The organism is Pseudoxanthomonas sp. G3, from assembly GCF_057654715.1.
On sequence record NZ_CM172805.1, the window covers coordinates 1699318 to 1725983 of the forward strand.

At 67.8% G+C, this 26666-nt stretch carries 25 protein-coding genes; 7 read left to right on the plus strand and 18 right to left on the minus strand.

Features of this window, described 5'->3' with window-relative positions:
- Positions 1–10 precede the first annotated feature (10 nt).
- Both AC23D6_RS08175 and AC23D6_RS08180 read right to left on the minus strand, forming a co-directional pair.
- On the minus strand, positions 11–1441 hold the full coding sequence (locus AC23D6_RS08175) for an amino acid permease (RefSeq protein WP_487752261.1): 1431 nt from the start codon (positions 1439–1441) through the stop codon (positions 11–13).
- A gap of 75 nt (positions 1442–1516) precedes the next feature.
- Positions 1517–3001: an amino acid permease gene (locus AC23D6_RS08180; RefSeq protein WP_487752262.1), complete on the minus strand. Its 1485-nt coding sequence runs from the start codon at positions 2999–3001 to the stop codon at positions 1517–1519.
- A 145-nt stretch (positions 3002–3146) separates the two neighbouring features.
- Between AC23D6_RS08180 and AC23D6_RS08185 the strand changes: the two genes are divergently transcribed.
- Positions 3147–3737, plus strand: a complete 591-nt coding sequence (locus tag AC23D6_RS08185) for an NUDIX hydrolase (protein ID WP_487752597.1) — start codon at positions 3147–3149, stop codon at positions 3735–3737.
- A gap of 45 nt (positions 3738–3782) precedes the next feature.
- On the opposite strand, the gene serA is transcribed toward AC23D6_RS08185, so the two are convergent.
- Complete coding sequence (gene serA / locus AC23D6_RS08190; protein ID WP_487752263.1) at positions 3783–5024, minus strand: phosphoglycerate dehydrogenase; 1242 nt, start codon at positions 5022–5024, stop codon at positions 3783–3785.
- A 191-nt stretch (positions 5025–5215) separates the two neighbouring features.
- On the opposite strand from serA, the gene AC23D6_RS08195 reads away from it, so the two are divergent.
- The 3 genes from AC23D6_RS08195 (at position 5216) to AC23D6_RS08205 (ending at position 8813) form a co-directional block, all read left to right on the plus strand.
- Entirely contained in the window at positions 5216–6610 is a 1395-nt protein-coding gene (locus AC23D6_RS08195) for an FAD-binding oxidoreductase (protein ID WP_487752264.1), read from the plus strand.
- Positions 6611–6690: 80 nt separating this feature from the next.
- Positions 6691–6990 (plus strand): DUF2388 domain-containing protein, encoded by a 300-nt coding sequence (locus tag AC23D6_RS08200; protein WP_487752265.1) that lies wholly within the window; start codon positions 6691–6693, stop codon positions 6988–6990.
- Positions 6990–8813 (plus strand): DUF7844 domain-containing protein, encoded by a 1824-nt coding sequence (locus AC23D6_RS08205; protein ID WP_487752266.1) that lies wholly within the window; start codon positions 6990–6992, stop codon positions 8811–8813. Before AC23D6_RS08200 ends, AC23D6_RS08205 begins: the two co-directional genes overlap by 1 nt.
- A gap of 7 nt (positions 8814–8820) precedes the next feature.
- On the opposite strand, the gene yeiP is transcribed toward AC23D6_RS08205, so the two are convergent.
- From yeiP to AC23D6_RS08245, 8 genes are all read right to left on the minus strand, one after another.
- Positions 8821–9387, minus strand: coding sequence for an elongation factor P-like protein YeiP (gene yeiP, locus AC23D6_RS08210; RefSeq protein ID WP_487752267.1), 567 nt, complete (start codon positions 9385–9387; stop codon positions 8821–8823).
- A 96-nt stretch (positions 9388–9483) separates the two neighbouring features.
- Positions 9484–10254 (minus strand): SDR family NAD(P)-dependent oxidoreductase, encoded by a 771-nt coding sequence (locus tag AC23D6_RS08215; RefSeq protein ID WP_487752268.1) that lies wholly within the window; start codon positions 10252–10254, stop codon positions 9484–9486.
- A gap of 163 nt (positions 10255–10417) precedes the next feature.
- Entirely contained in the window at positions 10418–12982 is a 2565-nt protein-coding gene (locus AC23D6_RS08220) for a sensor domain-containing protein (protein WP_487752269.1), read from the minus strand.
- Entirely contained in the window at positions 12979–13899 is a 921-nt protein-coding gene (locus AC23D6_RS08225) for a hydroxymethylglutaryl-CoA lyase (RefSeq protein WP_487752270.1), read from the minus strand. The genes AC23D6_RS08220 and AC23D6_RS08225 overlap by 4 nt, the downstream gene beginning before the upstream one ends.
- Positions 13896–14507, minus strand: coding sequence for a hypothetical protein (locus AC23D6_RS08230; protein ID WP_487752271.1), 612 nt, complete (start codon positions 14505–14507; stop codon positions 13896–13898). The genes AC23D6_RS08225 and AC23D6_RS08230 overlap by 4 nt, the downstream gene beginning before the upstream one ends.
- An 8-nt stretch (positions 14508–14515) precedes the next feature.
- Positions 14516–16507 carry an acetyl-CoA carboxylase biotin carboxylase subunit gene (locus AC23D6_RS08235; RefSeq protein WP_487752272.1) on the minus strand — a complete coding sequence of 664 codons (1992 nt, stop codon included), beginning with the start codon at positions 16505–16507 and terminating at the stop codon, positions 14516–14518.
- Positions 16507–16908: a VOC family protein gene (locus AC23D6_RS08240; RefSeq protein WP_487752273.1), complete on the minus strand. Its 402-nt coding sequence runs from the start codon at positions 16906–16908 to the stop codon at positions 16507–16509. The genes AC23D6_RS08235 and AC23D6_RS08240 overlap by 1 nt, the downstream gene beginning before the upstream one ends.
- 4 nt (positions 16909–16912) lie before the next feature.
- Positions 16913–17713: an enoyl-CoA hydratase-related protein gene (locus AC23D6_RS08245; protein WP_487752274.1), complete on the minus strand. Its 801-nt coding sequence runs from the start codon at positions 17711–17713 to the stop codon at positions 16913–16915.
- Positions 17714–17821: 108 nt separating this feature from the next.
- On the opposite strand from AC23D6_RS08245, the gene AC23D6_RS08250 reads away from it, so the two are divergent.
- The 3 genes from AC23D6_RS08250 to AC23D6_RS08260 are packed head-to-tail and all read left to right on the plus strand — an operon-like array spanning position 17822 to position 20181.
- The gene (locus AC23D6_RS08250; protein WP_487752275.1) at positions 17822–18067 is read left to right on the plus strand and encodes a FeoA family protein; all 246 of its coding nucleotides are present in this window, start codon (positions 17822–17824) and stop codon (positions 18065–18067) included.
- Positions 18064–19929, plus strand: a complete 1866-nt coding sequence (gene feoB, locus AC23D6_RS08255) for a ferrous iron transporter B (RefSeq protein ID WP_487752276.1) — start codon at positions 18064–18066, stop codon at positions 19927–19929. Before AC23D6_RS08250 ends, feoB begins: the two co-directional genes overlap by 4 nt.
- A 3-nt stretch (positions 19930–19932) precedes the next feature.
- On the plus strand, positions 19933–20181 hold the full coding sequence (locus AC23D6_RS08260) for a DUF6587 family protein (RefSeq protein WP_487752277.1): 249 nt from the start codon (positions 19933–19935) through the stop codon (positions 20179–20181).
- A 41-nt stretch (positions 20182–20222) separates the two neighbouring features.
- On the opposite strand, the gene AC23D6_RS08265 is transcribed toward AC23D6_RS08260, so the two are convergent.
- From AC23D6_RS08265 to AC23D6_RS08295, 7 genes are all read right to left on the minus strand, one after another.
- Positions 20223–21035 carry a hypothetical protein gene (locus AC23D6_RS08265; RefSeq protein ID WP_487752278.1) on the minus strand — a complete coding sequence of 271 codons (813 nt, stop codon included), beginning with the start codon at positions 21033–21035 and terminating at the stop codon, positions 20223–20225.
- Complete coding sequence (locus AC23D6_RS08270) at positions 21032–22729, minus strand: Hsp70 family protein (RefSeq protein WP_487752279.1); 1698 nt, start codon at positions 22727–22729, stop codon at positions 21032–21034. The genes AC23D6_RS08265 and AC23D6_RS08270 overlap by 4 nt, the downstream gene beginning before the upstream one ends.
- A 66-nt stretch (positions 22730–22795) precedes the next feature.
- A complete protein-coding gene (locus AC23D6_RS08275; RefSeq protein ID WP_093486409.1) occupies positions 22796–23164 on the minus strand; it encodes a hypothetical protein in 369 nt (122 codons plus the stop codon).
- Entirely contained in the window at positions 23161–23697 is a 537-nt protein-coding gene (locus AC23D6_RS08280; protein ID WP_487752280.1) for a bactofilin family protein, read from the minus strand. The genes AC23D6_RS08275 and AC23D6_RS08280 overlap by 4 nt, the downstream gene beginning before the upstream one ends.
- A gap of 191 nt (positions 23698–23888) precedes the next feature.
- Positions 23889–25496, minus strand: a complete 1608-nt coding sequence (locus AC23D6_RS08285; RefSeq protein ID WP_487752281.1) for a carboxyl transferase domain-containing protein — start codon at positions 25494–25496, stop codon at positions 23889–23891.
- A 120-nt stretch (positions 25497–25616) separates the two neighbouring features.
- Positions 25617–25994 (minus strand): hypothetical protein, encoded by a 378-nt coding sequence (locus tag AC23D6_RS08290; RefSeq protein ID WP_487752282.1) that lies wholly within the window; start codon positions 25992–25994, stop codon positions 25617–25619.
- A gap of 165 nt (positions 25995–26159) precedes the next feature.
- The gene (locus AC23D6_RS08295) at positions 26160–26504 is read right to left on the minus strand and encodes a hypothetical protein (protein WP_447939342.1); all 345 of its coding nucleotides are present in this window, start codon (positions 26502–26504) and stop codon (positions 26160–26162) included.
- Between the last annotated feature and the right edge of the window lie 162 nt (positions 26505–26666).

Here is a 26666-nt window from a genome sequence, read left to right on the forward strand (position 1 = left end):
CGGGTGGGGCTCAGCGCGGCTTGCGCAGGCGGCTGTGGCGGTAGCCGTACAGGAAGTAGATCAAGAAGCCGGCCGCGGTCCAGCCGGCCATCAGCATCCAGTTGTGGGCCGTCATCGCCGAGAGCAGCGCCAGGCAGCTGAGCACGCCCAGCGAGCAGACCAGCCATGCGGCGGGGATGCGGAACGGACGCGGCAGGTCAGGCTGCGTGCGGCGGAGCACCAGCACGCCGACGCACACCGAAGCGAACGCGATCAGGGTGCCCATCGACGTCAGTTCGCCCAGGATGTCCAGCGGGAAGAGCGCCGCCAGCAGGGCGATGCCGATGCCGGTGATGACGGTGTTGATGTGCGGCGTGCGGTATTCCGGATGGATCTTGGTGAACACCGGCGGCAGCAGGCCATCGCGTCCCATGATCATGAAGATGCGGGGCTGGCCGATGATCATCACCAGCACCACCGACGACAGGCCGATCAGCGCGCCGATTTCCACCGTCACGCGCAACCAGCCAAGCTCCGGGTGCGCTGCCACCGCGGTGACCACCGGCTCGGCGGTGCCCAGCGCGGTGTAGGGCACCAGGCCCGTCATCACCGCGGCCATGGCGATGTAGAGGATGGTGCAGATGGCCAGCGACGCCAGCATGCCGACGGGCAGGTCCTTCTGCGGACGGTGCGACTCCTGCGCCGCGACCGATACCGCCTCGAAGCCGATGTAGGCGAAGAACACCATCGCCGCACCGCGCAGTACGCCGTCCCAGCCGAACTTGCCGGGGCCTTCGTTGGCCGGGATGAAGGGCTGCCAGTTGCCCGGGTCGACGTACTGCCAGCCGGCGATGATGACCAGGATGATCAGGCCGGTCTTCAGCACCACCATCGCCATGTTCATCGCCGACGACTTGCGGATGCCGACGTAGCACAGCCAGGTCAGCAGCAGCACCAGGACAGCGGCAGGCACGTTGGCGATCGCGCCGGTGGGGCGGAGCTGTGCGTCCAGTGGCGCGCTGACGAAAGCTTCGGGCAAATAAATGTTCGCGTGTTCGAGCAGGCTCAGCAGGTAGCCGGTCCAGCTGACCGCGACCGCGGAGGCCGATACGCCGTATTCCAGCACGAGCATCCAGCCGATGAACCACGCGGCCAGTTCGCCCAGGGTCGCATAGGTGTAGGTGTAGGCGCTGCCCGAGACGGGCACCATCGCGGCGAATTCCGCATAGGCCAGCGCGCAGAAAGTGCAGCAGATCGCGGCCAGCACGAACGACAGCATGATCGCCGGACCGGCGTGGTTGGCCGCGGCCTGACCGGTGATGACGAAGATGCCGCCGCCGATCACGGCGCCGATGCCCAACGCCGTCAGGCCCCAGGGGCCGAGCGTACGACGCAGGCTGAGGCCTTCGGCTTCGTCGTGGGCGGCGTGTGGATGTTTGGTGGCCAGGAGCTGTCGGAACATCGTGCGTGGTCTCGGAGCGGTAGCGAGGAGTGCAACCAAAAAGGCCGGCGGTGTGCCCGCCGGCCTGCAGATGGATCAGGCGGATGCGCGCCTGAGCTTGCTGTTCCTGAATCCGTAGGCGAAGTAGATCACCATGCCCAGGATCGTCCAGCCCACCATCAGGTGCCAGTGCTCCTGGAACGGCTGCCAGAACAGATACAAGCACGCCGCGGCGCCCAGCGGCGCGATCAGCCAGTAGAGCGGAACGCGGAACGGACGCTGCAGGTCCGGACGGGTGCGGCGCAGCACGACGATGCCGATGCAGACGGTGGCGAACGCCAGCAGCGTGCCCATCGAAACGAGTTCGCCCAGCAGGCCGATCGGCAGGAAGCCGGCCAGCAGCGCCGCGAACACGCCCACGATGACGGTACCGACGTACGGGGTCTGGAACTTCGGATGCACCTTGGCCAGGAAGCCGGGCAGCAGGCCATCCTTGGACATGGAATAGAAGATGCGCGGCTGCGCCATCAGCATGACCAGGATCACCGAGGTCAGACCGGCAATTGCGCCGATCTCTACAGCGTACTTGAGGAAATGGATCATGCCATCTTGGCTCGCATACTGTTCCAACGCGGTAGCCACCGGCTTAGGCGTGGACAGCTGAGGATACGGCAGCAGGCCCGTCAGTACGGCGGACACGATGATGTAGATGATCGTGCAGATCGCCAGCGAGCCGAGGATGCCGATGGGCATGTCGCGCTGCGGGTTCTTGGCCTCGCCCGCGGCGGTGGATACCGCGTCGAAGCCGATGTAGGAGAAGAACACCACGGCGGCCGCGCGCATCACGCCGTCGAAGCCGTACTTGCCCGGCCCCTGATTCTCGGGAATGAAGGGTACCCAGTTGTCGGGGTTGACGTAGCGGGCGGCGAGTGCCACGAACAGCACGATCACCGTGACCTTGATCGCCACCACGATGGAGTTGACGAACGCCGACTGAGTGATGCCCACGTAGCACAAGCCGGTGACGGCGGCGATGATCAGCACGGCTGGAAGATTGATCAGGCCGCCGGTGTAGACCAGCGACCCCTCGACGACGTTCAGCGGCGCCGCGGCGAGCGAGACCGGCAGATCCATCCCGAAATTGGCGAGGAAGCTGTTGAGGTAGCCGGACCAGCCCACGGCCACCGTGGCTGCGGCGAACATGTACTCCAGCACCAGGTTCCAGCCGATGAACCAGGCCACGAACTCGCCCAGGGTCGCGTAGGAATAGGAATACGCGCTGCCGGACACCGGCAGCATGGCGGCGAACTCCGCGTAGCACAGGCCTGCCAGCGCGCAGGCCACGCCGGCGAGGATGTAGCTCAGGATCACCGCGGGTCCCGCATGCTCGGCCGCGGCGTGGCCGCTGAGCACGAAGATGCCGGCGCCAATCACCGCCCCGACGCCCAGCAACACCAGCTGCCTTGCCGTCAGCGTCCGTTTCAGGGTGGCTTCGCCGTCCAGGCTGCCTTCAAAGGGTTCACCGGCATCGACGTGGCCTGCCGGCGCAACCGGCTTGACCCTGAACAGAGCTTTGAGCATTCGCAGCGTCCCCTTGGATGACTGAGTGCCGGCGGAAAGGCCCGCCCGGCGGTGGCGACTGTCATGGGGACCGTCCCCACGGAAGGCCGTACCTTGCCAAAGCAGGCGGGGGATCACAAGCGCGGTTGCAGCATGGCGGGCGATAATCGCCGCGCTTCCGCCACGCATCGAAAGGAAAATCCACGCCGTGTCAGCCGCTTACGCTCACCTCCGTGCAGACCTGGCCGATTACGGCCGCCGCTGGCCCGACGAACAGCCGGTGGTGGCGCAATTCCTGGCGCTGCTCGACGACCCGGCCGACCCGTTCGTACGCGAGCGGCTGGAAGGCCACCTGACCAGCGGGTGCTGGTTGGTGAGCCGCGACGGCCGACGCATCCTGATGACCCACCACCGCAAGCTCGGCCGCTGGCTGCAACTGGGTGGGCATGCCGATGGCGATACCGACATGGCGCGGGTGGCGCTGAAGGAAGCCGAAGAGGAGTCCGGGCTCGCGGACCTGTCCGTGGAAGGCGGCATCTTCGACCTGGACCGCCACTGGATACCGGAACGCAAGGACGTGCCGGGCCACTGGCATTACGACGTGCGCTACGTGGTCCGGGCCACCGGCAGCGAGGACTACGCGATCAGCGAGGAATCGCTGGACCTGGCCTGGCGCGAGATCGCGCCCATCGCCGACGAGCCCGATGAATCGCTGAGCCGCATGGCCCGCAAGTGGCTGGCGCGAGAGGCGGGCTGATCCTCAGACGCTTAGGGCGGGCCTTGGCCCGCCGCTGCTCGCGACTCAATACAGAACGCGGACCCGCAGCGTGCCCGGGATGGCCGCCATCGCTTCGCGCAGGCTGGCGGTCTGTTCCTCGTCGGCGGTGACATCGATGACCACGTAGCCGACCTTGGGGTCGGTGCGCAGGAACTGGCCGTCGATGTTGATGCCACGGTCGCGGAAGATGTCGTTGATCTGCGACAGCACGCCCGGCACGTTGCGATGGATGTGCAGGATGCGGCGGCTGCCATCGTGGCCGGGCAGGGTGACCTCGGGGAAGTTCACCGCCGACAGCGTGCTGCCGTTGTCGCTGTAGCGCACCAGCTTGGCCGCCACCTCGATGCCGATGTTGTCCTGCGCCTCCAGCGTCGAACCGCCGACGTGCGGGGTCAGGATGACGTTGTCCAGCCCGCGCAGCGGCGATTCGAACGACTCGGCATTGCCCTTGGGCTCCACCGGGAACACGTCCACCGCCGCGCCACCGACGTGGCCGGACTTCAACGCATCGGCCAGCGCATCGATGTCGACGACCGTGCCGCGCGAGGCATTGATCAGGTGGGCGCCGCGCTTCATCTTCGCGATCTGCGCCGCACCGAACATGTCCTTCGTCGCCGCGGTTTCCGGCACGTGCAACGTGACCACGTCGCTGAGTTCCAGCAGGTCGTCGAGGCTGACGGCCGGGCGGGCGTTGCCCAACGACAGCTTGGTCTCGATGTCGTGGAAGAGCACATGCATGCCCAGCGCTTCGGCCAGCACGCCCACCTGGGTACCGATGTGGCCGTAGCCGATGATGCCCAGCGTCTTGCCGCGCACCTCGTGGCTGCCGGCGGCCGACTTGCTCCAGCCGCCGCGGTGGCATTCGGCGTTCTTCTGCGGGATGCCGCGCATCAGCAGGATGGCCTGCGCGATGACCAGTTCGGCCACGCTGCGGGTATTGGAGTAGGGCGCATTGAAGACGGGAATCCCGGCCAGCTCGGCGGCTTCCAGATCCACCTGGTTGGTGCCGATGCAGAAGCAGCCCACGGCGATCAACCGGCGCGCCTGCGCCAGGACGTCGTCGGTGAGGTGGGTGCGCGAGCGGATGCCGACGATGTGCGCTTCGGCGATGCGCTGCTTGAGTTCGGCTTCCGGCAGCGACTTTTCGTGGAACTCGATCTGCGTATAGCCCGCCGCGCGGAAGGTCTCCACCGCAGTCTGGCTGACCCCCTCCAGCAACAGTACGCGGATGTCCTGCTTCGGGTACGAGGTCTTCTTGTTCGACATGCCGGAAGGTCGCAGCGGGGGAGGGGAAAGGGCCGTCACTATGCCAGATGCACGCCGCCGATGCTGCGGCGCGGAATGGAATGCTCGGTTGCCGTTTTTCCCGTTTGGTTGCCCCTGAAACGGACCCGTCTCGGCTGGACGCAGCACAGCATCGCTGGCACCCTGAGCGCCCCCGAAGATCCGCCCCCGCAATGAGCGATCCGCGCCTGCAATCCCTGCTCGACGCCGCCCCGGCGCTGCGCCTGAAGACCGACCCCGCCGACCTCGAACACTACGGCCGCGACTGGACCCGGCGCTGGACGCCGGCCCCGCTGGCGATCGTGCTACCGGCGACGGTGGATGAGGTGCAGGCCGTGGTGCGCTGGGCGAACGTGCACGGCGTAGCGGTCGTACCCTCGGGTGGGCGCACGGGCCTGTCCGGCGGCGCCGTCGCGGCGAACGGCGAACTGGTGCTGAGCCTGGAGCGCATGAACCAGGTGCTCGAGTTCGATGCGGTGGACCGCACGCTGACCGTGCAGGCCGGCATGCCGCTGGAAGCCGTGCACAACGCGGCGCGCGAGCACGGGCTGGTCTATCCCGTGGATTTCGCCGCGCGCGGCTCCTGCGCCATCGGCGGCAACATCGCGACCAATGCCGGCGGCATCCGGGTGATCCGCTACGGCAACACCCGCGAATGGATCGCCGGCCTGAAGGTCGTCACCGGCGCCGGCGAAGTGCTGGAGCTCAACAAGGCGCTGATCAAGAATTCCAGCGGCTACGACCTGCGCCATCTCTTCATCGGTTCGGAAGGCACGCTGGGCGTGGTGGTCGAAGCCACTGTCCGCCTGACCGATCCGCCACCGCCGACCAACGTCATGCTGCTGGCGCTGCCGTCCTTCGACGTGCTGATGCAGGTGTTCGCGGCGTTCCGCGAGCGCCTGCAACTGGAAGCCTTCGAGTTCTTCACCGACCGCGCGCTGCACCACGTGCTGGCGCATGGGGCGCAGAAGCCGTTCGACGAGGTGCACCCGTATTACGTGGTCACCGAATTCGCCATCGGCGACGAGGCGAAGGAAGCGGCCGCGATGGCGGCGTTCGAAGCCTGCATGGAAGAGGGCTGGGTCAGCGACGGCGTTATCAGCCAGTCCGGCGCCCAGGCGGCGCAGCTGTGGCGCCTGCGCGAGGGCATCACCGAAGCGCTCGCCCGCTACAAGCCTTACAAGAACGATGTGTCGGTGCGGATTTCCGCGATGCCGGCCTTCCTCGCCGAGACCCAGGCCCTGCTGGGCGAAGCCTACCCGCAGTTCGACGTGGTCTGGTTCGGCCACATCGGCGACGGCAACCTGCACATCAACGTGCTCAAGCCCGACGATGTCGGCGATGCCGAGTTCGTCACCCAGTGCGAGCAGGTCACCAAGCTGCTGGCCGCGTCGTTGCAGCGCCACCAGGGCAGCATTTCCGCCGAGCACGGCATCGGCCTAGTGAAGAAGGGCTATCTGGAGAGCACGCGCAGCCCCGAGGAAATCGCGGTGATGCGCGGCGTGAAGCGCGTGCTCGACCCCAACGGCCTGATGAATCCCGGCAAGGTCTTCGACGCGCAAGGGTGATGCGGATTCATCCTGCGCGCACCGTTTGCGGGTAGGCTTTGCGCACCGCGCCGGCGACGGCGTCCCCTCCGGAAGATTCCATGTCCCGATTGCTCCTGGCCGGCGTGCTGCTGGCGCTCTCCGTCCCCGCCCTGGCGGGCAGCTTCGCCGGCAGCTCCGCGGGCGCCTCGTCCGCGGGTTCCTCCGCGTCCTCCGACAGTTCGTCCGGCGACGACAAGATCGTCTTGCAGGCGCGCGAGGATGCCGCCAGCTTCGTCGCCAGCAACGGCCGCATCCGCGGTGCACAGCTGGAAGCCGCGCTGCGCCACCTGCGCGAGACGGACGAAGCCGCGCGTCGTGCCAGCGACATGCAGCTGGCGCAGGCGATCCTGGCACGTTGATGATCCCGCGTCGGCCATGGGGCCGGCGCATCGGCGTGGTCCTGGCCTGTGCGCTGCTGGGCCATGCGACCCCTGCCTTCGCCGTCCGCGTCGATCCCGCCGGGCTGGATGCGGCGCAGGTCGCGGCCACGCAGGCACTCGTCGACGACGTCCTCGCCCGCCTGCCGCGCGCATGGCGGGAGGGGTTGCCGAGCGATCTGGTCCTGGCGTGGCGCGCCGATCTTCCGCATGACGTGCAGGGCCGTCGCGTCGGGCGACAGGTCCTGCTGAATCGTGCGTTGCTGGCCGATTGGCAGGCGCGCGATCTTGCGACCGTGGACGATCCGCGCGCACTCGCCGTACGCAAGGCGCTCGTGCACGAGCTTGCCCACGCGTATGACCGCACATATCGCAACGTGTTGTCTGGCGATACGCGCCTGCGCGACCTGGCCGGATGGCAGCGCAGCGTGTTCCCCGCCGTAGGCCGGCGCAGCCGCAACGAGTTCACCGCCCGCAGCCCGGACCGGTACGAGCTGACGCGCCCATCTGAATTCGTGGCGGTGAATCTCGAGCACTACGTGCTGGACGCAAGCTACCCGTGCCGACGTCCGGCGCTGTATCGCCATTTCGCCCAGCATTTCGGCGATCCCGCGTCTGAGGTGGCATGTGCGCCCGGGCTGCCGTTCCTGGAAGCCGACGCCGCCCGCGGCGATGCGACGCTGCTGGCGCTGGATCCCGCGCGCATCTACGAAGTCGACTACCTGCTGGCCGAGGGCAACAGCGAAGCGATGAGCCGCTGGGGCCACAGCATGCTGCGGCTGGTGATCTGCGCGCCGGGACGCGCGCCCGGTCCAGACTGTCGCTTGGATCTGTCCCATCATCGTGTGCTGTCGTTTCGCGCATTCGTGGGCGATGTGCAGATCTCAAGCTGGCGCGGGTTGACCGGATCCTATCCGTCGAGGTTGTTCCTGCTGCCGCTGGACCAGGTGATCGAGGAATACACCAAGATCGAGCTGCGTGGCCTGCAATCCCTTCCGTTGCGGCTGCGTCGGGACGAGATCGCCTCGCTGCTGGAGCGCGCCGCGCAGCTGCACTGGAGCTACGACGGACGCTATTACTTCATCAGCAACAACTGCGCCGTCGAGACCTGGAAACTCCTGCACGACGGCGTGCCGCGACTCGCGGAGGCGCCCTTGGCGAGCATCACGCCTACGGGCCTGCTGGAGAAGCTGGCGCGTGAAGGCGTTGCCGATCGCAGCCTGCTCGACGATGCAGAACAAGCCCGGCACAAGGGGTATTACTTCGAACCGGCGAGTGCGCGCTACGACGCGTTGTTCGCGGTCGCGCGCGACACGCTGGCGCTGCCGCAACGCGATGCCCAGGCCTGGCTGGCGCTGGCGCCCGCCGAGCGTGCGCGCTGGATGCCTCAAGCGGACCTGAAAGCCAGTGCCGCGCTGCTGGTGCTGGAGAATGCGGCGCTGCGTCGACAGCAACTGTTGTTGCGTGACGAACTGAAGCGGCGCTACCTCGGCGGCGACGTTCCTGAAGATGCCGCGCTCGCCGTGCAGGCGCTGAAGGCCTGGCTGGGCGATACCAGCTTCGTCAGCCGGCCTTCGGAACTCGCGCGGGAGGGGTACGGATTGCCGCAGGCGGTGGAGCGTACCCGCATCGTGGCCGAAGCGCAGGCGAGGGTGACGAAACTGCGAAGCGATGACGCAGCGCTGCGTCGCGAGCTGGAGCGCTGGCTTCCGGCGGATCAGCGCGAAGCGCTGCGCGGCATCGAAGCCAACCTGGAGACGATCGGCGCACGCCTGCGGGCCCTGGCGGCCGCAGGCGCGTCGTGACGGCGCGTCAGTCGGCGCGGCCGCCGAATTCGCCCGTGGTCGTGTTGACCAGGATGCGCTCGCCGTTGGTGATGTACTCCGGCACCATGATCTCGATGCCGGTGTTGAGCTTGGCCGGCTTCGGGCGCTTGGTGGCGGTGCCGCCCTTCAGTTCCGGCGGGGTGTCCACCACTTCCAAGGTCACGTGCTGCGGCAGCTGCAGCGCGACCGGCAGTTCGTCGATCACCTGCACGTAGCAGCCGCTCAGGCCCTCGGTGATGTATCCGGCGTCGTCGCCGATCACGTTCGCGTCGAGGGTGTACGGCGTGTAGTCCTCGTCATCGAGGAACACGAACGCATCGCCGTCCTTGTAGGAGTACGTCGCCTGACGGCGCAGCAGCTCCACTTCGGACAAGTTGTCATCGGCGTCGAAGCTGGCGTCCAGCTTGTTGCCGCCCGGCACGCTGTACATGATGAAACGGAAACGCACGTTGCCGCCTCGACCCTGTGGCGAGCTGCGCTCGATGTCGCGGATCTGGTACACGCCGCCGTTGTGTTCGACGACGTTGCCCTTCTTGATGTCGAAAGCTTTCATATGAGTGAGAGGAATGAGTGGAGAGGAGTGAAAAGTGAGCGGAAGGGCGGAGGTGGGCTTGAACTCGCTTCTCGCTCCTCTCCACTCGTTGCCGCTTTACTTCGGCGCCAGGCGCACAGCGCCGTCCAGGCGGATCGTCTCGCCGTTGAGGTAGGGGTTGCCGAGGATGTACGCGACGAGATCGGCGAACTCTTCCGGCTTGCCCAGGCGGGACGGGAAGGGGATCGAGGCGCTGAGCGACTGCTGGACGGCCTCTGGCATGCCATCGACCATCGGCGTCCAGAAGATGCCCGGCGCCACGGTCATCACGCGGATGCCGAAGCGCGAGAGCTCGCGCGCCATCGGCAGGGTCATGCCGACCACACCGCCCTTGGAGGCGGAATACGCCGCCTGGCCGATCTGTCCTTCGTACGCCGCTACACTCGCGGTGTTGACGATGACGCCGCGCTCGCCGTCGGCATTCGGCGTGTTGTGCTGCATCGCATCCGCCGCGGCCTTGGCCACGTTGAAGCTGCCCACCAGATTGACCATCACGGTCGACTGGAAGGTGGACAGCGGCATGGGCGCTTCCTTGCCGAGCACACGCCCCGCGCCGAGGATGCCGGCACAGTTGATCGCGGCGTTCAGGCCGCCGAGGAGCGCTTGTGCCGCGGCAATGTTGGCGGCCACGCCGGCTTCATCGGTCACGTCGGTGCGGAAGTAGCGGACGTTGGCCTCGCCCAGTTCGGCGACGGCTGCGGCACCCTTGTCGTCGTTGACGTCGAACAGCGCGGCCTTGCCGCCGTGCTGGACCAGGTGGCGGGCGACGGCCAGCCCCAGGCCGGAGACGCCGCCGGTGATGACGGCGCGGGTTTCGGAAAGCTGCATGCGGCGGACCTGCTGCGGAAAGGGCCGCATTTTACGCGATGGAGGGAGGCTATGCCGGCGACGCGGCGTGTCCTGTGGGAGCGACGTCAGTCGCGAAGAAGCCTTCTGCGTAAAACCTCATCGCGACTGACGTCGCTCCCACACCGAACATTCCAGGCGGGGTTCAGGCGTGCAGCGCCCGCTCCAGCGGAGTGTCGGCCAGCCGCCGCGCGAATTCGTCCGGCGACAGGCCCGGCGCGAACAGGAAGCCCTGGCCCACCGGAACGCCCAGGTTGAGCAGGAACTGGCGCTGCGCCTCGGATTCGACACCCTCGGCGACCAGGCCCAGCCCCAGGCTGCGCGCGATGGCCGAGACAGCCTGGCAGACCGCCACGTCGGACCGGTTGTTCGGCACGCCTTCGGTGAACAGCGGGCTGAGCTTCAGGCCGTGGATGGGCAGGCGGCGCAGGTAGTTCAGCGCGCTGTAGCCCTCGCCGAAGTCATCGATCGTCAGCACCACGCCCAACTGGCGCAGGTCGGCGAAGGTGCGCAACGTGGCAGGCGCATCCTCGATCAGCACGCGCTCGGTGAATTCCAGCTCCAACGCGGCGCCCGGCAGGTCGAACTCGGCGAGGATCGCGCGCACGCGGTCGGCGAGGTCGTCGCCGGCGAACTGACGGTAGGACACGTTGACCGCCACCCGCACGATGCCCAGGCCTTGGTCGCGCCACGCGGCCACCTGGCGGCAGGCTTCGCGCAGCACCCAGCTGCCGATCCGCACGATGTCGCCGGTGGTCTCCGCGTGGCTGATGAACACGTCCGGGCGCAGCTCGCCCAGTTGATGGTTCTGCCAGCGGATCAGTGCCTCGGCCGCGATGATGTGGCCGTTGCGCAAATCGACCTGCGGCTGGTAAACGAGCCGGAATTCTTCGTTGTCCACCGCGCGCCGCAGTTGCGTTTCGATCTGCAGGCGGTCCTGCTGACGCTGCGCGAGCTCTTGGGTGAAGCTCTGCCAGCCGTTGCGCGCGCGATGCTTGCTGTCGTACATCGCGATGTCGGCATTCTGGATCAGCTGCTGCGGGCGCAGGCCGTCACCCGGCGCCACGGCCAGGCCGATGCTCGCGGTGATGGCGAATTCGTCCTTGCCGAAGCGGAACGCGTCCGCGAATGCCCCCAGCACCGCATGGGCCAGCTGCTCCGGCATATGCGGGTCGTCGCCGGCGTCGCAGATGACCAGGAATTCGTCGCCGCCGAAGCGCGCGATCATGCCATCGGTGCCCACCGCGCCGCGGATACGGTCGGAGGCCTGCACCAGCAGTTCGTCGCCGGCGTTGTGGCCGAGGACGTCGTTGACCATCTTGAAGCGGTCGAGATCGATGTAGAGCACCGCCACTTGCGCGCGCTCGGGATCGGACAGGCGCGCGCCCAATTCGGTCAGCACCGCGTCGCGGTTCATGAGCCCGGTGAGCGGATCGGTCCGGGCCTGGATGCGCAGCGTTTCTTCCGCCTGCTTGTCCTGCGAAATGTCCTGCATGGTGCCGGTGATGCGGGAGGCGCCGGGGTCGCCGGGCTCCGCATCGCCGATCACGCGGATCCAGAACGGATGGCCGTCGGCCTGGGTGCCCTGCAGCTCCAGGTCGAAGCCCTTGCCGCCGGCCGTGATGAGGTCCAGCGCGCCGCGCAGGCGGCGGCGGTCGGCCTCGCGCAGGCAGGTAAGCATGTCGTCCAGGGTGATCAGCGGGCGTGCCGCACCGAGGATGCGCTGGGCCTCGTCGGTCAAGTACATGCGGTCGCGGCCGATGTCCCATTCCCAGCCGCCGATGTGGGCCAGCGATTGCGCGCGGTCGAACAGCGCGCTGTCGCGCTTGAGCTCGGTGACGTCGCTGAAGAGCGTGATCACCTGGGAGGGGCGGCTTTCGCCGGGTGCGAACTGCGGCACCGACGTCGCCGTCAGCCAGATCAGGTGCTTGCGCTCGCGGTGGTACATCCCCAGCAGCACGCTTTCCACCATCTGCCCGGTGTCGAGGGCGCGCTGGGCGGGCAGTTCGTTGCGCTGCATCTCGCGGCCGTGCTCGTCAACGACATGCCAGCGATCCATCGACAGTTCGTGGCCGACGCGCTGGTCCTCGCGGATGCCGAAGATGCGCATGGCGGCGCCATTGCAGTACTGCACCACCAGGTCGCGGTTGTTCACCACGATGCCCTTGTCGATGGTCTCCATGAGTTCGCGGTAGCGCATTTCCGCGAGGCGGCGGCTGCTGATGTCGCGCGCCACGGCGACGATGCTCTTGCGACCGTCGAAGTTGATGTTCGCCGAGTGCACTTCGACCGGGAACCGAGTCCCGTCGCCGCGCATGTTGGTGACTTCGATGACGTAGGTCTCGCCGCGGTTCAACGTTTCCCATACCGGGACCAGGTGGTCGCGCGGCAGGTCCGGGTTCAGCACGTTGATGTTGCGGCCAACGATCTCTTCCCGCGGTCGCTTGTACGCCTGCATGCCGGCTTTGTTGAGGTCCAGCACGGTACCGTCCTCGGCAATGATGCTGACCGGGTCGGGCACGGCATCGAACAGGTTGCGGTAGCGCGAACGCTCGGTGTCGGCCTCCTGCTGCTTGGCAAGCAACGCTTCGCGCGCCTGTCGCAGAAGGGCGGTCGTGGCATCGTCCTGATCGCGTTTGGCGGCGGCGCGCTCTAGCGCGGCGACGAGCGCCTGCAGGTCGAAGCCGCCGCTGGCCGCGACGTGGGTCATGCCGCGGCCGCCAATGCCTTGCCGACGCGGCTGCCGGTTTCGCGACCCAGGCGCGCGGCCAGCCAGCGTCCGGTCTCGGCGAGCAGATCCAGGTCCACGCCGGTGCGCAGGCCTTGGCCATGCAGCAGGTAGACCACGTCCTCGCTGGCGACGTTGCCGCTCGCGCCCTTCGCATACGGGCAGCCACCGGCACCGGACACCGCGGCATCGACCACGCGCACGCCAACGTCGAGGCATGCCAGCAGGTTCGCCAGCGCCTGACCGTAGGTGTCATGGAAGTGCACCGCCAACGCCGGCATCGGCACTTCGCCGGCGACCGCCTTCAGCATGTCCGCGGCCTTGCGCGGCGTGCCCACGCCGATGGTGTCACCCAGCGAGATCTCGTAGCAGCCCAGTGCGTGCAGCCGTTTCGCCACGCGCACCACGTCCGCCAGCGGCACATCGCCCTGGTAGGGACAGCCGAGCACGGTCGATACATAGCCTCGGACTTTGACGCCGTCGGCAGCGGCTCGCGCAAGCACCGGACGGAAGCGTTCGATGGATTCGTCGATCGACGCGTTGATGTTCTTCTGGTTGAAGGCCTCGGAGGCGGCGGTGAACACCGCCACTTCCTCCACGCCGACAGCGCGTGCGCGGTCATAGCCGGTTTCGTTCGGCACCAGCACGGGGTATGACGTACCGGGGCGCCGGGTGATGGTGGCGAACACCTCGGCCGCATCCGCCAGCTGAGGCACCCACTTGGGGCTGACGAAACTGGTGGCCTCGATGGTGAGCAGGCCCGTGCGCGAAAGGCGGTCGATGAGTTCGACCTTGTCCGCCGTGGCAACCTGCGTCTTCTCGTTCTGCAGGCCGTCGCGCGGGCCGACTTCGACGATGCGGACGAAGTCGTCGCCCGCGGGAGGTGAGGGCAGCGTCATGCACCCACCTTCGCGCGTCGCATGCGCAGCGTCTTGCCCTTGCCGTCGAACGCGTCGAACAGTTCCGGATGCTTGCGCAGCAGGTCACGCAGCTGCTCGGGCTTGCCTTCGAACAGGTAGGTGCTGGCGTCGGTCTCGCGCGCTTGGAGGCCGCCCTGTTGGACCCGCTGCATGATGGTCACCGTGTCGAGCATCGCGATCTGCAGCGTATCGTCGTGGATGCGGTATTTCAGCAACGTGACGGCACCCGCGGGCATGCCTTTCGGTATCGGCGGTGCTGCGGCCTTGCCGGTGCCGAACAGGCCTTCCAGTTCCTTGAAGCCGAGGGCGAGATAGCGGTCGCCATCCACCGCGAAGCCCAGCGCATCGAAGCCGGGCTCGTCCTGACGGTTGTTGTCACGCAGGCGGACGTGGCAGCGTGCGTCGACCTCCGCGACATCGTCCTTGCCCAGCGGCACGCGATCCTGCGGACTGTCGGGCAGCGGCGTCCAGCGACCGACCAGCTCCGGATCGCAGGCGAGCGGGGCGGGGGCCTGTTCGAACATGACGCATCCGGTCAACAGGCTGGCCGCCAGCAGCAAAGCGGTCAACGGACGCAGCGGCGCCATGGCGACCCTCATTCCAGCGCCACGAGGACGGTGTCGGCCTCGACGAAATCGCCGGCACTTGCGCGCACGTCCGCCACCACGCCATCGCGCGGCGCCTTGACGGCAAGTTCCATTTTCATCGCTTCCATCACCAGCAACTCCTGTCCGGCCGCGACCGCATCCCCAGGCTGCGCCTTCACCAGCACCACGCGTCCCGGCATCGGCGCGACGATCTTCCCGCTGCCCGCCGCCTCGGCCGCATCCGCGCGCCGGAAGGCAGGCACCGTCTCCACCGTCGTCCGTTGTTCCCCATCATGCAGCGTCAGCCGGGTGCCGTGGCGCAGGACGCGGAATCGCCGCGCCTGTCCATGAATACGCAATCCGAGTTGGTCGCCGGTCAGCTGCGCCGCCTCCACCTGGTGCTGGCCGTCGGCCAGCTCGACCCGGTAGCGGCCGCCATGGCCGTGCGCCAGGCCTTCCCAAGCCTCGCCGCGGTGCTGGAAGGCCAGCGGACGGGCGCCGGCATGGCCGAGCCGCCAGCCATCGGTGATGGCCCAGGGGGAGCCCGGCTCGTGGCTGCGCGCGGCAGCGGCCTGCGCTTCGGTTTCCTGGCGGAGCAGTTCGGCCACGGCGATGGCGATGCGATGGCCGGCGGGCAATACCGACGCGGGCATGAACTCGTCCAGGTGACGGTCCAGGTAACCGGTATCGATCCGACCCTCGACGACGGCCGGATGGCGGACCAGCCGCTCCAGGAAGGCGATGTTGGATTTGGGCCCGGCGATATCGCACCCGGCCAGCGCGTCGCGGAGGCGGGCGAGCGCTTCGTCGCGGTCTGCGCCATGCACGATCAGCTTGGCGATCATCGGGTCGTAGAAGATCGTCACCGTATCGCCTTCCACCACGCCGGCATCGATCCGTACGCCCGACGACGCGTCGGGCAGGACGAGCCGCTCGAGACGACCGGAACCGGGAAGGAAACCGGCTTCCGGATCTTCCGCGTACAGGCGAACTTCGATGGCTTGGCCGCGCTGGCGGATGTCGTCCTGCGCGAGCGGCAGCGGCTCGCCGGCGGCGACGCGCAGCTGCCATTCCACCAGGTCCAGGCCGGTGACCAGCTCGGTGACCGGATGCTCCACCTGCAGGCGGGTGTTGATCTCCATGAAGTAGAACTGCCCGTCGGGATCGACGATGAATTCCACCGTGCCGGCGTTGACGTAATCGATGGCCTGCGCGGCCTTCACCGCGGCATCGCCCATCGCCGCGCGCAGCGCGGGCGTCAGGAACGGCGAGGGCGATTCTTCGAGCACCTTCTGGTACCGGCGTTGCGCCGAGCATTCGCGTTCGTTGAGGTGCAGCGTGTGGCCGTGCGCGTCGGCGAACACCTGGATCTCGATGTGGCGCGGCGACGACACGTAGCGCTCCAGCAGCACGCGGTCGCGGCCGAACGCATTGGCGGCCTCGCGTTGGCAGCTTTCCAGCTGGGCGATGAAGTCCTCCAGTCGGTGCACGACGCGCATGCCCTTGCCGCCGCCGCCGTGGGCGGCCTTGATCATCAGCGGGAAGCCGATGCGCGCCGCCTCGCGGGACAGCGTGTTCGGCGACTGGTCCTCACCGGTGTAGCCAGGCACGACGGGCACGCCGGCCGCCGCCATCAGCTCCTTCGCGCCGGCCTTGCTGCCCATCTTCCGCATCGACGCACCGGAGGGCCCGATGAACACCAGGCCCGCGGCCGCGACCGCATCGGCGAAGTCGGCATTCTCGGACAGGAAGCCATAACCGGGATGGATGGCTTGCGCGCCAGCCTCCTTGGCTGCCGCGATGACGGCGTCGGCCCGCAAGTAGCTGTCCGCCGGCCGCGGTCCGCCGATCAGATAGGCCTCGTCGGCCTGGCGCACGTGCTGCGCGTCGGCGTCCGCCTCGGAGTACACGGCGACGGTGGCGATGCCCAGCCGACGGCAGGTGCGCATCACGCGGCAGGCAATCTCGCCGCGATTGGCGATCAGGATCTTTGAGAACATCAGGCGTCGGTGTCCGCGGGCAGGTGGCAGACGGCCTCGATATTGTGGCCGTCCGGATCGATGGCGAAGGCGCCGTAGTAGTTCGGGTGATAGTGCGGGCGCAGTCCGGGCGCGCCGTTGTCGTGTGCGCCGGCGGCCAGCGCCGCCGCGTGGAACGCGTCCACCTGCGCGCGGCTGGCCGCGGTGAATGCGATGTGCGAACCGCGGCCGGGCTCGCCGCTTCCTTTACCGACCCAGAAATGCGGGCGGTTGGGCGGACCGAAACCGCAGCCTTCATAGCCGCCACTCATCTCGCGCGTCACCTCCATGACGACGTCGTAACCGAGGGTGGCGAGCACACGTGTGTAGAACACGCGACTGCGCGCGTAGTCGGCGACCTCGATGCCCAGATGGTCGATCATCGGTTCATTCCTTGGCCCAGGCGGGCACGCGCTTGTCGAGGAACGCGGACAGGCCTTCCTGTCCCTCCACGGAAACCCGCAGGCGGGCGATCAGGTCGGCATTGTCGCTGTCGGTGCGGTCGCGGTCGGCCGTGGCCGCGACACGCGCGACCAGTCGCTTCGCGCCGGCGGCAGCCAGCGGCCCCGCCTTCAACAGCAGCGCGGTCTGCCGTTCGATGGCGGCATCCAGCGCCTCCGCCTCGACCACCTCGTGCAGCAGGCCGATCCGTAGCGCCGTGGCGGCGTCGAAGATTTCCGCGGTGGCGAACCAGCGCCGCGCTTCGCGCATACCGATGGCGGCGATGACGTAGGGCGAGATCACCGCCGGCAGCAGGCCCAGCTTGCTTTCGGTCAAGCCGAACTTCGCCGCCGGCACCCCGATGGCGATGTCGCAGCAGGCCACCAGGCCCACGCCGCCACCGAAAGCGGCGCCGTGCACGCGGGCGATCGTCGGCTTGGCCAGTTCGTCCAGCGTGCGCATGAGGCGGGCCAGGGCGAGGGCGTCCTGCCGGTTCTCGGCCTCGCCGGCGGAGGCCATGCCGCGCATCCAGTTCAGGTCCGCGCCGGCCGAGAACGACGCCCCGCTGCCTTCCAGCACGACCACGCGCACGGCGGCGTCCGCAGCCAGCTGTTCCAGCGCGGTGGTCAGGGCCGTGATCAGGCCGGCATCGAAGGCGTTGTGGAGGGCGGGGCGGTCCAGCCGCAGGCGTGCCACGGCGCCGGTGCGTTCCAGCACGAGGGGGTGTTCCTGCGGCAATTCCGCCATGGCGACCGTTCCTTGCGAAGTCGCCGAATGATAACGGCACGCTGCGTTGCGGCCTTCCTGCACTGCGGCGATGCTACAATGAGAATAGTTCGCATTTGAGAGCCCGGCGTGATCCTGACAGAGCTGCCTTCGCGTACCCCCGCCATCGTCGACACCGTGGAAGACCAAGGTCCCCAGGACACGATTGCCCGTCGCCTGCGCGAACTGGGCTTCGTCAACGGCGAGGAAGTGGAAGTGGTGGCGAAGGGCCCGCTCGGCGCGGAGCCGCTGCTGGTGCAGGTGGGGTTCACCCGCTTCGCGCTGCGCCGGTCCGAAGCCGCGCGCATCCGCCTGCGCAACGGAGCGGCCACATGACCGCGGCCGATGCCTCGACGCTACGGCTGGCGCTGGTCGGCAACCCGAACTGCGGCAAGACCGCGTTGTTCAACCAGTTGACCGGCAGCCGACAGAAAGTGGCCAACTACGCCGGCGTGACGGTGGAACGCAAGGAAGGCCGGTTGCATTCTGCGGCCTCGGGGCGGCAGTACGCCGTGCTTGACCTGCCGGGCGCCTACAGCCTGCAGGCGGCAAGCCTGGACGAGGCCGTCACGCGCGATGTCTGCCGCGGCTTCTATCCGGGCGAACCCGCGCCCGACGTGCTCGTCTGCGTGGTCGATGCGACCAACCTGCGCCTGCACCTGCGGTTCGCCCTGGAAGTGCGCGAACTCGGCAAGCCGATGATCCTCGCCGTCAACATGATGGATGCTGCTCAGCGCCGCGGCATCGCCATCGATCTGGCCGCGCTGGAGCGCGAACTCGGCGTGCCGGTCGTCGAGACGGTCGCGGTGAAGCACAACGGTGCACGCGCCCTGGTCGAGCAGATCGATCGCACCGCGGCGAAACCGCACGAACCCACCCAGCGCCTGGCCGAGGGCGCCGACCTCCACGCCGAGACGCGCCGCCTGCTGTCGCTGGCGGTGAGCATGCCGACCCGCACCGCCAAGATCGACGATGCGCTGGACCGCTGGCTGCTGCATCCGGTGTTCGGCCTGCTGGCGTTGGCGGTGGTGATGTTCCTGATTTTCCAGGCGGTGTACGCCTGGGCCACGCCACTGATGGACCTCATCGAGGCGGGCAGTGGCGCCTTGGGTGCGTGGGCCGGTGGCCTGCTGCCGGAGGGTCCACTCAACAGTCTGCTCGTCGATGGCGTCATCGCCGGCCTCGGCGGCGTGGTCGTGTTCCTGCCGCAGATCCTGATCCTGTTCGCCTTCATCCTGGCGCTGGAAGAGAGCGGCTACCTGCCGCGAGCCGCGTTCCTGCTCGACCGGATGATGGCGTCGGCCGGTCTCTCGGGCCGTTCGTTCATCCCGCTGTTGTCCAGCTTCGCCTGCGCCATTCCCGGCATCATGGCCACGCGCAGCATCCAGGATCCGCGCGACCGGCTGGCGACGATCCTCGTCGCACCGCTGATGACCTGCTCAGCACGGCTGCCGGTGTACGCGCTCCTGATCGGCGCGTTCATTCCGCAGAAGACCGTGTGGGGCGTCTTCAACCAGCAGGGTCTGGTGCTGTTCGGGCTCTACGCCGCCGGTATCGCCAGCGCGCTGGTCGTGTCGTGGGTGATGAAGAAGTGGCGTCGCGACAAGAGCGAGCACGCGTTGCTGCTGGAATTGCCGTCCTACCGCATCCCGCACCCGCGCGATCTGCTGATCGGGTTGTGGGAACGCGCGATGATCTTCCTCAAGCGCGTCGGCGGCATCATCCTGGCGCTGACCATCCTGCTGTGGTTCCTGCTGAACTTCCCCGCGCCGCCGGAAGGGGCCATCGGGCCGGCGATCGACTACAGCTTCGCGGGACGCATCGGCCATGCCATGGCCGTGTTCTTTGCGCCGCTGGGCTTCAATTGGCAGATCTGCATCGCACTGATCCCCGGCTTGGCCGCGCGCGAAGTCGCAGTGTCTTCCCTGGCGACAATCTATGCGCTGTCCGCCGCCGATGACGACGCCGCCATCCAGGCGCTGACCCCGGTGATCAGCGACGGCTGGTCGCTCGCGACCGCACTGTCGTTGCTGGTCTGGTTCATCTACGCGCCGATGTGCATTTCCACGCTGGCGACGATCAAGCGCGAGACCAACTCGTGGAAGCGGATGGGCTTCGCGACGTTCTATCTGTTCGCGCTGGCGTATCTTGCGTCGTTGCTGACGTACCAGGTCGCCAAGGCACTCGGGGCGGGCTGAGCCATGGACGCCTCGCTCGCCCTGCAATACGCCATCATCGCCGTCCTGGTAGCGGCCAGCCTGTGCGTGGTGCTGAAGAAGCAGTTCCCCGGCCCGCTGCGCAAGACGCGGATCGCGCTGGCGCTGCCACTGCTACGCGAAGGTAGGGCGGAGTGGCAGCAGGCCTTGGGCCGGTGGATCGCACCGGCCGGCAGCCTGGTGAACGGCCGGATCGGTGGCAAGGACTGCGGCGGCTGCGATGGGTGTGGTTGAGACCACCGGCCTCCCTCCCGTCGTCGATCCGGGAGCTGTCGCTATTGGCTGAAGAATCGGCCGAGCTTGCCCAGAATCAGGATCAGGAAGAGCACCCACCAGTAGTCCGCGATCTTCGCCGCCCACGTCGTCTGGATTGGCTTGCGCGGGCGCGGCGGGCCTTGTCGGGCGTCGTCCAGGACGTTGGCGAGATTCTCCCAACCTTTGGGCATCGATGACCCGGACGACGAAGCCGCATCCTGCCGCCATTGCGCGCGTTCGAGAAAATCCAGGGCGGGAGCCAGGGCAGGGTGGCGCCGTAGCCTCGCGTCGATGCCGAAAAACCCCGTCAGCGTTTCCAAATGCCCACGATGCGGGTCCAACGCGCTCGCATTGTGCGCGAGCGTGTCGAAGATGTGCGGCATCAATGCCCATTTGAGCTCGAGCGAATACAGGTCCGGATGTTCGTCCAGCCAGCGGCGCAGATGTTTCGGATCGCGCTCCCGGATCAGGTCGGCCAGTGCGTTGAAGAAAGGGCCGAATGCGAAGCCTTCGTCGCCCGACGATGCCGGTTCCGGATCGGCGGACACGGCAGGGTCGGAGGGCTCTAGGGCGCGGCCCAGTTCAGGCAACGCCGTATCCGCGGCGGCCTCGGCCTGTGCGACGGGCGGAATGGGTGGGGGTTCCGACGGGGGTTCCAGAGAGCGCCGGCGCGCATCGCCCATGGCCCACTCATAGGCATCGGTCAGCAGCTGAAACGCGGCGGCATCGTCTTCTGGTCGCGTGGTCTTGAGGCGTGCGGCGTAGGCCCGGCGGATGGTGCGGCTGTCGGCGGACGCTTCTATGCCGAGGATGTCCCATGCGCTCTGAGTCATAGAGGGCTGCGCGTCTCGTGCTGGTCCAGCGCCCGCAGCAGTGCATCACGCTGGCGTGCGACAAGGGCCTTGTCCTGAGTGGCGAGCGCGGCCTGGAATTCAAGGATCAGACCTTGCACATGACGGCGTTCGTCGCCGAGCGACTCCGCGTACAGGCGTTCGGCCCGGGCCAGCGCCGCGATGTTCGGTTGCTCGTCCCGCGGATGCGTCTTCAGGCCTGCAAGCTCGGCCAAGCGTGTACGCGCTTCTTCCTCGCTGAGGCCGCCATCGCCCTGCATCAGCAACAGCTCGCGCACGATGCCGGTCTTCTGCACGCGCGCCTCCACCTGGAGGACACCGTTGATGTCGTAGGTAAAGCGGACATCGACGCCGCGGTCCTGGGTGGCGCCTGGGGGGACCGGGACCTCCAGTTCCCCCAGCGCAATGTTGTTCTCCGCCCAGGGGTTTTCGCCCTGGTAAACCCGCAGCGTGATCGCGTTCTGCTGGTCGTGCACCGGGAAGTACTCGCGAACTCGACTTACCGGGACGGTGCAGTTGCGTTCGATGATCGGATCGAAATGCCCATGGCTGCGCATGCCCTGACCGAGTTCCATGCTGACGGCCACGCCCAAGGAATGCGGACACACATCGGTCAGGATGATTTCTTCTAGGGCTTCGTGGCGGGCCTTGAGCCCCGCGGCCACGCAAGTCCCGTGCGCGATGGCTTCATCCGGCGCCACATGCCGCAACGGGAGCCTGCCCAGCAGGCGCGCGGCCAGCTTGGACAGCTGTTGCATGCGCGATGCCCCGCCGACCATGACGACCTCGGCCAGGTCTCCACCGCGCAGTCCGGCATCGCGCATCGCCCGCTCGATCGGTGAGCGCATGCGCGTCACCAACGGAGCCACGATCTGTTCGAAGCCGCTTTCGTCGAGGGTCAGTGAGTACGGCTTTCCATCGACCAGCAGGGCGATCTCCGCCGCCTGGCCGGTCGCGAGGCTTCGCTTGGCGGCCTCGGCACGTTGGCGCAGTTGGCTCGCTTCGTGGGGTTTGAGCGCTTCGCCGCGCAGGCTGTGTTCGCTCAGCCAGTGCTTTTCGATCGCCTCGGTGAAATCGTCGCCGCCCAGGTAGTTGTCACCGGCGCTGGCATGGACTTTCACCACGCCGTCGAACAAGTCCAGGATGGACACGTCGAACGTGCCGCCGCCGAGATCCAGAACCAGGATGTGGGCGTCGTCGAGCTTCTGCGCCAAGCCGTAAGCCAGTGCAGCGGCGGTCGGCTCATTGATCAGGCGCTCCACTCGCACGCCGGCCAGTTCGCCGGCCCGGCGGGTGGCCCGGCGTTGGGCATCGCTGAAGTACGCCGGCACGCTGATGACGGCTTCTTGCGGTCGACGACCCAGCGCGACCTCGGCATCGTCGAGCAGCGAGCGGATCACCAGGGCCGACAGTTCTTCCGGCAGGTAAGCGCGCTGGCCGAGGCGGGTTTCCCGTCGGGAGCCCATCCATCGTTTGAAGCTGGCGACACTGGCTTGTGGATGGCTAATGAGCCGATCCCGGGCGGCATCCCCGACCAGGATGGTCCCGTCATCCGCGACGCTGACCACCGAGGGTGTCAGCAACTTGCCCAGCGCATTCGGAATCAGTCGAGGCCCGCCATCCTCGTAAATGCCCAACAACGAATGCGTGGTCCCCAGATCGATGCCGACGATCATCCAGCCCCCTGCTGGCGTCCTTGTCGACGCCGAGTGTAGCCGGGCGACGTGGCCGCGGGGAGGGCGTCAGTGCCGGGTGCGGCGGCCGGCCGCCTTGCCGGTGGCAGGGTTGAGTTCGACCGACAGGACGAAGCTGCGCTGTTCGTGCGGCTGCATGGCGCCGACGCCGACGACCTGGCGGGTCACTTCTTCGCCACGGTCGTTGCGGATGGACAAGACTACGCTGTATTCCCAGGCGGCGCCCTCGGCGGGCGGTTGCAGCGTGCCCTCGATGCGCAGCGGGGTGAGCGCAGGCGCCGCGTTGGCGCCCGCGCCGGGTTCGAAGCGCAGGTGGTGGCGGCAGCCAGGACAGACCGCCGCGCTCTCCAGGATGGTCGCCTTGCAGTGCGGGCAGGTGCGGGTGGCGCCGGCACTGCCAGGGCGGGGTTGGCTCATGCGGCGGCGCCGGACTCCGTGCCGCCGGACTTGCCGGCCTTCGCCGCGGGCTCGTCCCAGCCGAAGTCGGCCTGGCCGCGCATCCGCGAACCCGCGGCGACGGTGAGCGAACCCGCCTTGACGTCGCCGATCAGCACGCCGGAGGCGAGCAGTTCGACACGCGCGGCCGATTCGATATTGCCCTCGAGCTCGCCGGCGATGGTGACCTTCTTCGCCCGCACGCCGCCGTTGAGCTTGGCGCCGGTCTCGATGGTGAGGTCGCCCTGCACGTTGACGTCGCCCTTGAACTTGCCCGCGATGCGGATATGGCCGGTGCCTTCGATCTTGCCTTCGATGGTCAGGTCGGAGGCGATCAGCGATTCCTTCAGTGTCTCCTGCGGCGCGCGTTCCGGCGCACGCGTGCCGGGCGGGGCGGTCACGGTGGGGGAGAAGTCGGCGACGGCCGGGGCTTCGCGCACGCCTGCGGGCGTGGCATCGGAGGGCGGCGGGACGGCCTCTTTCTTCGCGGGGCCTTGGTCTTTCCAGATGGACATTGCAGGGGATGCTCCGGGTGACGTGGACACCGGACTATCGCCGGCCTCCGCCGATCGCGTTGTGACCGGTGCGGACAATCACGGCCGCGACACAACGATGAACCCCGCGGTTCATCGATGAGTCGGGGTTGTGCACATCGTTGTCACGAGGCTGAAGAGGCGCTGCGCGACGGCGGTCGCGATGCCCGCAGTTACATCCGGAACACGCCGAACTTCGCCGGCTCGATCGGCGCGTTCAGCGATGCCGAAATGCCCAATCCCAAGACGCGGCGGGTGTCGGCGGGGTCGATGATGCCGTCGTCCCACAAGCGCGCGGTGGCGTACCAGGGGCTGCCTTGGGTTTCGTACTGGTCGCGGATGGGCGCCTTGAACGCGTCCTCGTCCTCCGACGACCACGCCTTGCCGGCGGCCTCGATGCCGTCGCGCTTGACCGTGGCCAGCACGCTGGCGGCCTGCTCGCCGCCCATCACGCTGATGCGTGCGTTCGGCCACATCCACAGGAAGCGTGCGCCATAGGCGCGACCGCACATGGCGTAATTGCCGGCGCCGAAGCTGCCGCCGATCACCACGGTGAACTTTGGCACGGACGAACACGCCACCGCGGTGACCATCTTGGCCCCGTCCTTGGCGATGCCGGCGTTCTCGTATTTGCGGCCGACCATGAAGCCGGTGATGTTCTGCAGGAACACCAGCGGGATGCCGCGCTGGTTGCACAACTCGATGAAATGCGCGCCCTTCAGCGCGCTTTCGCCGAACAGGATGCCGTTGTTGGCCACGATGCCGACCGGATAACCGTGCAGGTGGGCGAAACCGGTGACGAGCGTCTTGCCGTAGCGCGCCTTGAACTCGTCCAGTTCGCTGCCGTCGGTGATGCGGGCGATGACTTCGCGGATATCGAACGGCCGGCGGGTGTCCTTCGGCACGATGCCATACAGCTCTTCGGCGGCGTACAGCGGCTCGCGCGCCTCGCGCAGTGCGACCGGCACCGTCTTGCGGCGGTTGAGGTGCCCGACGATGCCGCGCGCGATCTCCAGCGCATGCCGGTCGTCCTCGGCGAAATGGTCGGCCACGCCCGACACGCTGGTGTGCACGTCGGCGCCGCCGAGCGCTTCGGCATCCACGACCTCGCCGGTGGCGGCCTTCACCAGGGGCGGGCCCCCGAGGAAGATCGTGCCCTGTTCGCGCACGATGACGCTCTCGTCGCACATCGCCGGTACGTAGGCCCCGCCGGCGGTGCAGCTGCCCATCACCACCGCGACCTGTGGGATGTTCTCCGCGCTGAGCCGGGCCTGGTTGTAGAAGATTCGGCCGAAATGCTCGCGGTCCGGGAACACCTCGTCCTGCAGCGGCAGGAACGCGCCACCGGAGTCGACCAGGTAGATGCACGGCAGCCGGTTCTCGCGCGCGATCTCCTGCGCGCGAAGGTGCTTCTTCACCGTCATCGGGAAATAGGTGCCGCCCTTGACGGTGGCATCGTTGGCGACAACGACGACCTCCAGCCCCATCACGCGACCGATGCCGCAGACCATGCCGGCCGCCGGTGCGGCGCCGTCGTACATGTCCTCGGCGGCCAGCGGCGCGATCTCCAGGAACGGCGAACCGGGATCGAGCAGGGCGGTGATGCGGTCGCGCGCGAGCAGCTTGCCGCGCTCGGTGTGCTTGTTGCGCGCCTTCTCGCCGCCGCCATCCGCAGCGCGCGCGAGTCGACGGTCCAGTTCCTGCACCAGGACGCGGTGATACGCCGCGTTGGCGATGAAGTCGGGCGAGCGCGGATCGAGTTGCGAAGCAATGGCAGGCATGCGGCACGCAGAAGCGGGAAAGGCGGCATCAGACCACAAAGCCCCGTACGCGCCAAACCGCAGTGCAAAAGAAAAGGCCCGCTTGCGCGGGCCTTTTTGATTCGCGCAGTGGCGGATCGATTACTTCTTGGCTTCTTCAGCCTTGGCTTCGGCCTTGTCGGCGACTTCGGCGGCCTTGTCGGCGGTCGCCTGGGCGGCATCGGCGGTGGCGGCAGCGGCGGTGGCAGCAGCGTCGGTGGCGGCGGCTTCGGTCGCGGCAGCGGCGTCGGAGGCGGCGGCCGTGGCGGCAGCGGCGGCGTCGGCGGTGGCGGCGGCAGCGGCATCGCCCGCAGCGGCGGCGGCGTCGCCGGCGGCGGAAGCGGCGTCACCGGCAGCGGCGGCGGCCTGGTCGGCCGAAGCAGCGGCGTCGGCGGCAGCGGCGTCGGTGGACTCGCTCTTGGTGCAGGCGCTCAGGGCCAGGACGGCGGCGACCAGCAGGACGGTGCTCTTGATCTTCATAGGGGATCCCCAAATCGGTATGTGTGTGGAAGGTGACGCCGGGAAGGCGACTGTGTTCGTCCGTTGAGGAGGCCGAACCGGGGTGCCGGACCCGGATACAGAAAAAGCCGCCAGCGAACTGGCGGCTTCCTCAGTTTAACGCTAAATCAGGCAACCGCCAGCAGATTACTGCTTGGTGGCTTCCTTGGCAGCGTCGGTCGCGGCTTCGGCGGTGTCGGCAGCCTGGGCAGCGGCGTCGGCAGCAGCGTCAGCGGCTTCGCCGGTGGTGGCGGCGGCAGCGTCGGTCGCGGCGGTGGCAGCGGCGTCGGCGGCGGCGGCAGCGGCGTCAGCCGACTGCTGGGCGGCGTCGGCGGTCGCTTCGCCAGCGGCGGCGGAGGCGTCGGCAGCAGCCTGGGCTTCGGTCGAAGCGGCGGCGGCGTCGGCGGCGGCGTCAGCAGCCTGCTCCTGGTTCGAGCACGCAGCCAGGGCGAAACCCAGAGCCAGCGCGATCAGAGCCTTGTTCATGGTCATCTTTGCATTTCCTCGTCGTTAGTTAGGCAACGCGCAATTGCGCGCCTGCAACATGATGACAAGCCCATTACCGCTGTCAAGCGGTTGGCCGGTTATCTTTGTCAATCCGTTGTTAAACCCTATGGGGCGAATTAAAACGCGCGCGTCTTCGCCCCAAACTGC

Bases quoted from the DNA above. Each gene is read 5' to 3' on its own strand.
- AC23D6_RS08230 (WP_487752271.1), bottom strand. From the start codon at position 14,507: ATGGCGCCGCTGCGTCCGTTGACCGCTTTGCTGCTGGCGGCCAGCCTG.
- AC23D6_RS08290 (WP_487752282.1), bottom strand. From the start codon at position 25,994: ATGAAGATCAAGAGCACCGTCCTGCTGGTCGCCGCCGTCCTGGCCCTG.
- AC23D6_RS08175 (WP_487752261.1), bottom strand. From the start codon at position 1,441: ATGTTCCGACAGCTCCTGGCCACCAAACATCCACACGCCGCCCACGAC.
- yeiP (WP_487752267.1), bottom strand. From the start codon at position 9,387: ATGAAAGCTTTCGACATCAAGAAGGGCAACGTCGTCGAACACAACGGC.
- feoB (WP_487752276.1), top strand. From the start codon at position 18,064: ATGACCGCGGCCGATGCCTCGACGCTACGGCTGGCGCTGGTCGGCAAC.
- AC23D6_RS08200 (WP_487752265.1), top strand. From the start codon at position 6,691: ATGTCCCGATTGCTCCTGGCCGGCGTGCTGCTGGCGCTCTCCGTCCCC.
- AC23D6_RS08195 (WP_487752264.1), top strand. From the start codon at position 5,216: ATGAGCGATCCGCGCCTGCAATCCCTGCTCGACGCCGCCCCGGCGCTG.
- AC23D6_RS08235 (WP_487752272.1), bottom strand. From the start codon at position 16,507: ATGTTCTCAAAGATCCTGATCGCCAATCGCGGCGAGATTGCCTGCCGC.
- AC23D6_RS08215 (WP_487752268.1), bottom strand. From the start codon at position 10,254: ATGCAGCTTTCCGAAACCCGCGCCGTCATCACCGGCGGCGTCTCCGGC.
- AC23D6_RS08240 (WP_487752273.1), bottom strand. From the start codon at position 16,908: ATGATCGACCATCTGGGCATCGAGGTCGCCGACTACGCGCGCAGTCGC.
- AC23D6_RS08270 (WP_487752279.1), bottom strand. From the start codon at position 22,729: ATGATCGTCGGCATCGATCTGGGGACCACGCATTCGTTGTTGGGCATT.
- AC23D6_RS08275 (WP_093486409.1), bottom strand. From the start codon at position 23,164: ATGAGCCAACCCCGCCCTGGCAGTGCCGGCGCCACCCGCACCTGCCCG.
- AC23D6_RS08285 (WP_487752281.1), bottom strand. From the start codon at position 25,496: ATGCCTGCCATTGCTTCGCAACTCGATCCGCGCTCGCCCGACTTCATC.
- AC23D6_RS08225 (WP_487752270.1), bottom strand. From the start codon at position 13,899: ATGACGCTGCCCTCACCTCCCGCGGGCGACGACTTCGTCCGCATCGTC.
- serA (WP_487752263.1), bottom strand. From the start codon at position 5,024: ATGTCGAACAAGAAGACCTCGTACCCGAAGCAGGACATCCGCGTACTG.
- AC23D6_RS08205 (WP_487752266.1), top strand. From the start codon at position 6,990: ATGATCCCGCGTCGGCCATGGGGCCGGCGCATCGGCGTGGTCCTGGCC.
- AC23D6_RS08180 (WP_487752262.1), bottom strand. From the start codon at position 3,001: ATGCTCAAAGCTCTGTTCAGGGTCAAGCCGGTTGCGCCGGCAGGCCAC.
- AC23D6_RS08280 (WP_487752280.1), bottom strand. From the start codon at position 23,697: ATGTCCATCTGGAAAGACCAAGGCCCCGCGAAGAAAGAGGCCGTCCCG.
- AC23D6_RS08265 (WP_487752278.1), bottom strand. From the start codon at position 21,035: ATGACTCAGAGCGCATGGGACATCCTCGGCATAGAAGCGTCCGCCGAC.
- AC23D6_RS08295 (WP_447939342.1), bottom strand. From the start codon at position 26,504: ATGACCATGAACAAGGCTCTGATCGCGCTGGCTCTGGGTTTCGCCCTG.
- AC23D6_RS08260 (WP_487752277.1), top strand. From the start codon at position 19,933: ATGGACGCCTCGCTCGCCCTGCAATACGCCATCATCGCCGTCCTGGTA.
- AC23D6_RS08220 (WP_487752269.1), bottom strand. From the start codon at position 12,982: ATGACCCACGTCGCGGCCAGCGGCGGCTTCGACCTGCAGGCGCTCGTC.
- AC23D6_RS08245 (WP_487752274.1), bottom strand. From the start codon at position 17,713: ATGGCGGAATTGCCGCAGGAACACCCCCTCGTGCTGGAACGCACCGGC.